Origin of the sequence: Thiohalocapsa sp. (assembly GCF_019695415.1) — a bacterium.
Lineage (GTDB): Bacteria > Pseudomonadota > Gammaproteobacteria > Chromatiales > Chromatiaceae > Thiohalocapsa.
Map to the genome: position 1 here is coordinate 1 of NZ_JAIFKJ010000076.1, position 8,004 is coordinate 8,004.

The window sequence follows — 8,004 nt, forward strand, 5'->3', positions numbered from 1 at the left end:
CTAGCGCTCGTCCGGTCAAGGCCGCCGCAAACGCTGCAGCTACAACCCGACCTAGGAGATCTACGAAACGGCCCTGCACGGCGGCCCGTCCAGACGGCTCACCAACGCCGAAGTCTACGACGCCGAAGGCTCCTGGTCGCCGGACGGCCACACCATCCTGTTCGCCTCCAACCGCCACGCCTACGCGCCCGACGCGGACGATGCCACCCGCGCCGCGGTGGAGGAGGACCCGTCGCGCTTCATGGAGCTCTATGTGATGGACGCGGACGGCAGCAATGTCCGGCGGCTCACGGACAAGGAAGGCTACGACGGCGGCCCCTTCTACAGCGCGGACGGTAACCGCATCGTCTGGCGCCGCTTCGAGCCCGACGGCAAGACCGCCGAGATATGGACCATGAACGCCGACGGCAGCGCCCAGCGCCCCGTGACCGACCTGGGCGTCATGTCCTGGGCGCCGTATTTCCATCCGAGCGGCGACTACATCATCTTCACCAATAACGCCCACGGCTACGCCAATTTCGAGCTCTACATCGTCGACGCCGCGGGCGAGCGCGCCCCAGTGCGGGTTACCAACACCCCGGGCTTCGACGGCCTGCCGGTGTTTACGCCGGATGGGGAGAAGCTCGCCTGGGCCAGTAGCCGCACAACCACCAAGCAGGCCCAGATCTTCATCGCCGACTGGAACGACGCCGCAGCCCGCGAGCTGCTTGGGCTTCCGCCGGCCGGGGAGACCGGCGCCGATGCCGCCGCAAACAAGGCGCCGAGTGTGGATCCGGCGAACGCCCCGCCGCTGCCGGCGACCAACACCGCCATCAGCCCGGACGACCTACGCGCCCACGCGGAAGCGCTGACAGCGCCGGCCATGGCCGGACGGCGCACGGGCACCGCCGGCAGCCGCCTCGCGACGGACTATGTGGCGCGCGCCATGGCCGCTATTGGACTGGAGCCCGCAGCGGAACTCGCCGGCGCACCGGAGGCGAGCTGGTTCCAGCCCTACACCTTCACCGCAGGCGTCGAGGTGGAGGATGCCACCCAGCTCGCGATGTTGGGGGGCGACGGCGTGCCGGTGCCCCTTACCCTGGAGCAGGATTGGCGCCCTCTACCTTTCTCCGGCACCGGCGCCATCGAGCCGGCGGGTGTCGCCTTCGCCGGTTATGGCATCGTCGCCCCGGGCGACGACGGCAGCCAGGACTACAACAGCTATGGCGACCTGGATGTCAGCGGCCAATGGGTGCTGGCCCTGCGCGACCTGCCGGCCGGGCTCGACGCGGAGCGCCGCCAGGCATTGGTCGAATACGCCGACCCACGCTACAAAGCCCTGGTGGCGCGGGAGCAGGGTGCGCGCGGGCTGATCCTCGCGCCTGGGCCGGAGACGCCGGTGAAAGACCAGCTGCTGTCCATCGCGCAGGAGGCGGGCGCCGGTGCGGGCAGCCTGCCCGTGGTGTCTCTGTCATCGGCCGCAGCGACAAAGCTCGCGGCGGCCGCAGGTGCCGATCTGGCGGCGCTCCAACGTCAGGCTGACACCGGTGAGGCGGCCGCCACGGCACTGGCCGGCGTGCAGCTCGCGGCGGACATTCGACTGCGCCGCACCCAAGGTCAGGACCGCAATGTGCTGGGCCGGCTCCAGGCCGGCGACACGCCGAGCGAGCGTGTCCTAGTCATCGGCGCTCACGTGGACCACATCGGCGACGGGCGGGGTCTCTCCTCTCGAGATGCGCTGGAAGGCCGAATTCACCCGGGTGCCGACGACAACGCCTCGGGCGTCGCGGCCCTGTTGGAGATCGCCGAGCATCTGGCGGCGCGGCGAGCGCAGGGGGAGCTTGGGCTGAGTCAGGATATCGTCTTTGCGGCCTGGACCGGCGAGGAGCTCGGCCGCCTCGGCTCGGCCGCCTTCGTCGAGGCCCTGGCGACCACAACGGGTCGGGAAGACGGCAAGATTGGCGGACCTGTCACCGCCTATCTGAACCTGGACATGGTGGGGCGCCTGGACGAGTACCTGTATGTGCAGGGGGTCGGCTCCAGCGACGCTTGGCGCGGCGAGCTCGAGCGCCGGAACGTCCCCGTGGGTCTGCCGCTGCGCCTGCAGGCGGACGCCTACCTACCAACGGACACGACCTCGTTTTACTTGGCCGGCGTGCCGGTACTGAGCTTCTTCACCGGTGCACATGCGGACTACAACACGCCCGACGACACCGCAGAGAGGCTCAACTACGATGGGCTCACGCGCATCGCCAGGCTGGTGGGACTCATGTCCGGTGCACTGGCAGAATCCGGCCAGGCGCCCGCCTACGTGGCCCAGGAGAAGCCCGGCACCGGTGCCAGTCGTGCCAACCTGCGGGCCTATTTCGGCACCATCCCGGCCTATGCAGATGCCGAGGTGGCCGGCGTCCTGCTGGACGGCGTCGCCAAGGGCGGGCCGGCGGAGGCCGGCGGTCTGCGTGCCGGCGACGTCATCACCGCCGTCGCCGGGCGCAGCATCGAGAACATCTACGATTACACCTATGCGCTGAACGCGCTTAAAGTGGGCGAGCCGGTGCTGGTGCAGGTGCGCCGAGACGGCCAGCCGGCGCAGCTCACGGTCACGCCGGTGGCTAGGCAGTAGCGGTAGGGTCGAGGCGCCTGGGCTCAGTCGTCGTCTTCCTGCTCGCCGATGCGCACGGCCAGCAGATCGCAGACCTCGTGGCGGAGCAGCGATCGGGAGATGGACCCGAACAGATTGCCGAGCCAGGTGTGGTCGCGCGCGCCGACGATGATCAGGTCCACGCCCAAGTCCTTGGCGACATGCTCGATGCTGCGCCCTGTGGGGCCAAACTCCACGATACGGTCTTCCGTGGGCACACCGATGCGCTCGCCGAGGCCGTCCAGCTCCTTGCGGGCCACGTCTACCAGCTCCCGCTCCAGGTCCAAGTCAGACGGCAAGACCGGCTCGGCCATGAAGGCACCGCCAGCGAGCTCGGTCTCGGGCGGCACGTATTCGACGACGTTGAGCAGCGTCAGCCGGGCGCCGAAACGATCGCGCATCGCCACTGCGCGCTCGACGACGATCTCTGACTCCGGTGCAAAGTCCACGGCCAGCAGCATATGGCGATATGGATTCTCGGACATGGCGCCCTCCTCGGGTATGCGAGTCTCGACTCCAAGTATACGCAAGGGCACGGGTCTGTCAGCGCCGCCATCAGCCGACCCATCGCCCGACCCAATCTCCCGAGCCCTTCTTGGAGACCCGCGGGCGGTTGTGAGATTCAGCCGCAGCCCGGCCGCCAAAATGCAAGAGCCCTCGCGATGCCAAACCCCGTGACCGCCCTCTCCCTCAGCGACCAAGATGCTTACCGACGCTGGCGCGATGACAAGCTCGCGGACCTGCCGGGCTCGCCGGACGACCTGATCGTGGAAGTCGATGACCCGCGGCGGCTCACCGAGGCCGAGACCGAGGCCATCCGCGAGCGCTGCGGGCGCTGGAACATGGCCGTGTATCGCTCAAGGGTAGGCGATGATCCGGACAAGGACATTCCCCGGCTGCTCGGGGCCCGCTTTGGGCTGCACAGCCTGGACCACAATCCAGGGGCGGACGAAGACGCCATCACGGCCGTCACCATTCAGTCGGATGCCCTGCACCAGGGCTTCATCCCCTATACGGACAAACCCATCGCGTGGCACACGGACGGCTATTACAACAGCCCACAGCGGCAGATCAGGGCGTTCATTCTGCACTGCGTCCGACCGGCGGCAGAAGGCGGCGACAACGCTCTGCTCGATCCGGACGTCGTCTATATCCGCCTGCGGGACCGTGACCCCGAGCACATTCGGGCGCTGATGCATCATGAGGCCATGACCATCCCGCCAAATATCATCGATGGCGTCGAGCGCCGCCCGGCTGTGACCGGCCCCGTCTTCATGGCGGGCGACCACGGTGAGCTCGTAATGCGCTTCACCGACCGCAAGCGCAATATCGCATGGCGAGATAACGCCACCACCACGGCCGCCGTAGCCGCACTGCGGGAGGTGCTGGGCGCCGATGACACGCCGGTGATGCGCGTGCGCCTGGAGCCGGGCTGGGGAGTGATCTGCAACAACGCGCTGCACACGCGTACGCGCTTCAGTGATTCGGGTGCGCCGCGGCTACTTTACCGGGCCCGGTATTACGAGCGCATCCAGGGTACCTGAGCGCAGCACCGGCCGCTGAGCCTCAACGTCTGGCCAGATAGTAGCGCAGCAGCGCTGCCGTCGAGGCGTCGTGGTCAGTACCAACCGCGCCCGCCTGAATCTCACCCAGAATCACGCCGGCGAGCTGCTTGCCGAGCTCGACGCCCCACTGGTCGAAGGAGTTGATCCCCCAAACGATCCCCTGGGTGAAGATCTTGTGCTCATAAAGCGCAATCAGCGCGCCCAGGGCGCGCGGGGTAATCTGCTCCACCAGCAGGGTGCTGCTCGGGCGGTTGCCGTCGAACTGGCGCTGCGGCGCCAGCCTGCCGGCCTCGTGCAGGTCCATCCCGGCGGCGAGCATGGCATCGCGGGCCTCTTCCTGCGTACGCCCGCGCATCAGCGCCTCGGTCTGTGCGAAGCAGTTGGCAAGCAGCTTGGCATGGTGGTCGCCCACGAGGTTGTGGCTCCTGATCGGCGCAATGAAGTCCGTCGGGATCAGCTCTGTACCCTGGTGGATCAGCTGATAGAACGCGTGCTGGCCGTCGGTGCCGGGCTGTCCCCACACCACAGGGCCCGTGGCATACCCGACCCGGGTACCGTCGCGGGTGACATGCTTGCCGTTGCTCTCCATGTCACCCTGCTGAAAATAGGCCGGGAAGTGCTCGAGGTATTGGTCATAGGGCAGGATCGCGTGCGTTCTGGCACCGGCGAAGTCGATGTACCAGATGCCGAGTAGGCCAAGGATCACCGGCATGTTGGACTCCAACGGCGCAGTGCGGAAGTGCTCGTCCATGTCATGGGCGCCGGCGAGCAGCTCTTCGAAGGGCTCGAAGCCAATGGCCAGGGCAATGGGAAGTCCGATGGCGGACCAGAGGGAATAACGGCCGCCCACCCAATCCCAGAACTCGAACATGTTCTCGGTGTCGATGCCGAACTCCGCCACCCTTTCGGCATTGGTGGACACGGCGACGAAGTGATTGCGCACCGCCGCTTCGGAGCCGAGGCCCTCCACCAGCCAGCGCCGGGCGCTCTGGGCGTTGGTCATGGTCTCTTGGGTGGTAAAGGTCTTGGAGGCGACGATGAAGAGCGTTGTCGCGGGGTCGAGATGCTTGATCGTCTCGGCGAGATGCGTCCCGTCCACGTTGGAGACGAAGTGCGGGCGCGGCGCCTCGGACTGGTAGGGTGTCAGGGCCGTACAGACCATCTTCGGCCCGAGGTTGGACCCGCCAATGCCGATGTTGACCACGTCGCGAATGGGCCGGCCGGTGAAGCCCTGCCAGTCGCCACCACGCACGCGGTCGCTGAAGGTGCGCATGCGCTCCAGCACGGCATTGACGTCCGGCATCACATCTCGGCCGTCAACGCAGATGGGGCGGTTGGAGCGATTGCGCAGGGCCACGTGCAGCACGGCCCGGTCTTCGGTGTTGTTGATGTGCCTGCCATCGAACATGCGCGCCCGCCAGGCCTCCAAGTCCGCCGCCCGCGCGAGCTCGCACAAGAGCCCCAAGGTCTCGTCGGTGACGATGTGCTTTGCGTAATCCAGGTGCAAGCCGGCGGCATCGATGCTCAGCCGCTCGGCCCGGTCCGGGTCCGTGGCGAAGAGGTCGCGCATGTGCACCTTCTCCATGCGCCGCCAATGGGCAGCAAGGGCTTGCCAAGCCGGTGAGGAATCGATGAGCGCCATGGTTACAGCCTTGTCGGATGCGAAAGTTGCGGGCACAAAAAAAGGGCGCGCTGCGCCCTTGCTTTGGTTGCGGCGGGCCGCCCGCCATGGGTATAGCATACCCACGGCACACGGCACCAATCCGCTGCCCGCTTGCCGGCGGCGGAGCGCCGCAAGGTCAAGCGTCGAGGTTATCGAGCGCCTTCTGGAAGCGGTTGGCATGCGAGCGCTCGGCCTTGGCCAGGGTCTCGAACCAGTCCGCGATCTCGTCGAAGCCCTCGTCACGGGCGGACTTGGCCATGCCCGGGTACATGTCTGTGTACTCGTGGGTCTCACCGGCGATGGCAGACTTCAGGTTCGCATCGGTCCCGCCGATGGGCAGGCCCGTCGCCGGATCGCCTACCTGCTCCAGATACTCGAGGTGCCCATGGGCATGGCCGGTCTCACCCTCTGCGGTGGAGCGGAACACGGCGGCGACGTCGTTGTAGCCCTCGACATCGGCCTTAGAGGCGAAGTACAGATAGCGACGGTTGGCCTGGGATTCGCCAGCGAACGCGTCTTTCAGGTTCTGCTCGGTCTTGCTGCCTTTGAGTTCCATGATGGAATCCTCTGGGTTGCTTGCTGAGCCGCGCTCAGCGGGGGATGCATTCACGAGGTGTCTGTGCCGCCCGCCGCATCCCAGGCACCGCGCACAGGGGCCCCGGGCGAGTACGCATGCGGCCGACCTGCAGGCGAGGTTCCCGGATCACGGCGTTGCGAGGCCGCATCGGAGCTGCTATCTCGGCCCCCACAGGCCACGGTTCGAGCGCGCTGGGGGCGCCGACCCCCGAAGGCCCGCAGTCGCTCGCTCACCTCGACGCGCGGCACATTACCCCCCGCATCCTGGGGCAGCAATTGATTGTTCCAATGGCGCCGATAGCAGAAGTTTATAGGGATATGCCGCTCGATTGCCTTGCGCCGGACGAGGGCTTCATCGCAATACCGTCACCCAGATTGACGGCGCGGACCGCGGTGGCGACGGCTTCCACCGCTTCCGTGCGCGGAAACGACTTGCGCCATGCGAGCGCCACGCACCGCGTCGGCGGATGGCCCGCAAAGGGCCGGGCACAAACCACTTGACCGCCAAGCCGGTCTTCCCGGGCCGCACTCATGGGCAGCACCGTAATCCCGACGTTGCTCGCCACCATGCAGCGGATGGTCTCGAGGGATCCGCCCTCGAGGTTCCGGCCGAGCCCATCGGCATGGTCCGCGCCGTTGATGCACTGCGGGCAGACCTCCAGCACCTGGCCGCGAAAGCAGTGACCGGGCCCCAACAGCAGCACACGCTCGTAGGCGAGGTCCTCCGCCTCAATGGACTCCCGCGCCGCCCCGGGCAGGCTGCCGGGGAGCAGCACGACACACCCTTCATCGTAGAGCGGCAGCGTCTGAATGCCAGGCTCGTCGAACGGCAGAGAAATGACGATGAGATCCAACTGTGCCCGCTTCAGGCGGTCGGCAAGCACGGCGGTGAAGTTCTCCTCGATGATCAGCGGCATCGACGGCGCCGAATGGTTAAGCGCCGGCACCAGCCGCGGCAACAGGTAGGGGCCGACCGTGTAGATGGCCCCGATGCGCAGCGGTCCCAGCAGCGGGTCACGGCCGCTTCGCGCCACGGCCTGCAAACCCTCCGCCTCCTCCAGCACGCGCTGCGCCCGCGCCACCACGGCGGCGCCGATCTCCGTAATGGCGACTTCACCCGTAGCGCGCTCGAAAAGGCTCACGCCAAGCTCGTCTTCCAACTTTTTGACGGCAACGCTGAGCGTGGGCTGGCTGACGAAACAGGCATCGGCCGCCCGGCCGAAGTGCCGTTCCCGCGCAAGGGCGACGACGTAACGCAGTTCGTTTAGCGTCATGGATCAGGCACGCCCTGGTTGCCCTTCGCACGCGGAACGTGTACGATCAAGACTGGTTGACGGCCGCGCGCAGCCGCTGCGTGCGCAGCGCTGCCGGCTTCCGGACCACTGTCGCAGGCAGACGCCATTCCGACTGCCGGCAGCCGCCGCGGGCCGCCCTGACGGATTTGTTAATATCGCCGGCACGACTGGATCACCTTCGTTTGCCTGTCCCGGGCGGCGCTGCCCCAAGCTGGACGGCTAATGCCCTGGTGCTGCACGCCCGTCAGAGCTATGGCATGAACCAGCACTGTGACACAGCACCGC

The 8,004-nt window shown here is 67.2% G+C and carries 6 protein-coding genes; 2 read left to right on the top strand and 4 right to left on the bottom strand.

The genetic code is table 11. The features are described 5' to 3' along the window. Window positions 1-241 precede the first annotated feature (241 nt). Window positions 242-2,602, top strand: a complete 2,361-nt coding sequence (locus I6U14_RS00970) for a M28 family peptidase (RefSeq protein WP_296896131.1) — start codon at window positions 242-244, stop codon at window positions 2,600-2,602. A gap of 23 nt (window positions 2,603-2,625) precedes the next feature. Here I6U14_RS00970 and I6U14_RS00975 read toward each other — a convergent pair whose 3' ends face one another. Continuing rightward, the gene (locus I6U14_RS00975; RefSeq protein ID WP_296896133.1) at window positions 2,626-3,105 is read right to left on the bottom strand and encodes a universal stress protein; all 480 of its coding nucleotides are present in this window, start codon (window positions 3,103-3,105) and stop codon (window positions 2,626-2,628) included. A 177-nt stretch (window positions 3,106-3,282) separates the two neighbouring features. Here I6U14_RS00975 and I6U14_RS00980 point away from each other — a divergent pair, with 177 nt between their 5' ends. Next, window positions 3,283-4,164 (top strand): TauD/TfdA family dioxygenase, encoded by an 882-nt coding sequence (locus I6U14_RS00980; protein WP_296896135.1) that lies wholly within the window; start codon window positions 3,283-3,285, stop codon window positions 4,162-4,164. Between the two features lie 22 nt (window positions 4,165-4,186). Here I6U14_RS00980 and pgi read toward each other — a convergent pair whose 3' ends face one another. The 3 genes from pgi to I6U14_RS00995 all read right to left on the bottom strand — a co-directional run bounded on the left by pgi (window position 4,187) and on the right by I6U14_RS00995 (window position 7,698). Next, window positions 4,187-5,827: a glucose-6-phosphate isomerase gene (gene pgi / locus I6U14_RS00985; RefSeq protein ID WP_296896137.1), complete on the bottom strand. Its 1,641-nt coding sequence runs from the start codon at window positions 5,825-5,827 to the stop codon at window positions 4,187-4,189. A 157-nt stretch (window positions 5,828-5,984) separates the two neighbouring features. Beyond that, a complete protein-coding gene (locus I6U14_RS00990; RefSeq protein WP_296896139.1) occupies window positions 5,985-6,404 on the bottom strand; it encodes a rubrerythrin family protein in 420 nt (139 codons plus the stop codon). 328 nt (window positions 6,405-6,732) lie between these two features. Further along, on the bottom strand, window positions 6,733-7,698 hold the full coding sequence (locus I6U14_RS00995) for a hydrogen peroxide-inducible genes activator (RefSeq protein WP_296896140.1): 966 nt from the start codon (window positions 7,696-7,698) through the stop codon (window positions 6,733-6,735). Window positions 7,699-8,004: the final 306 nt, after the last annotated feature.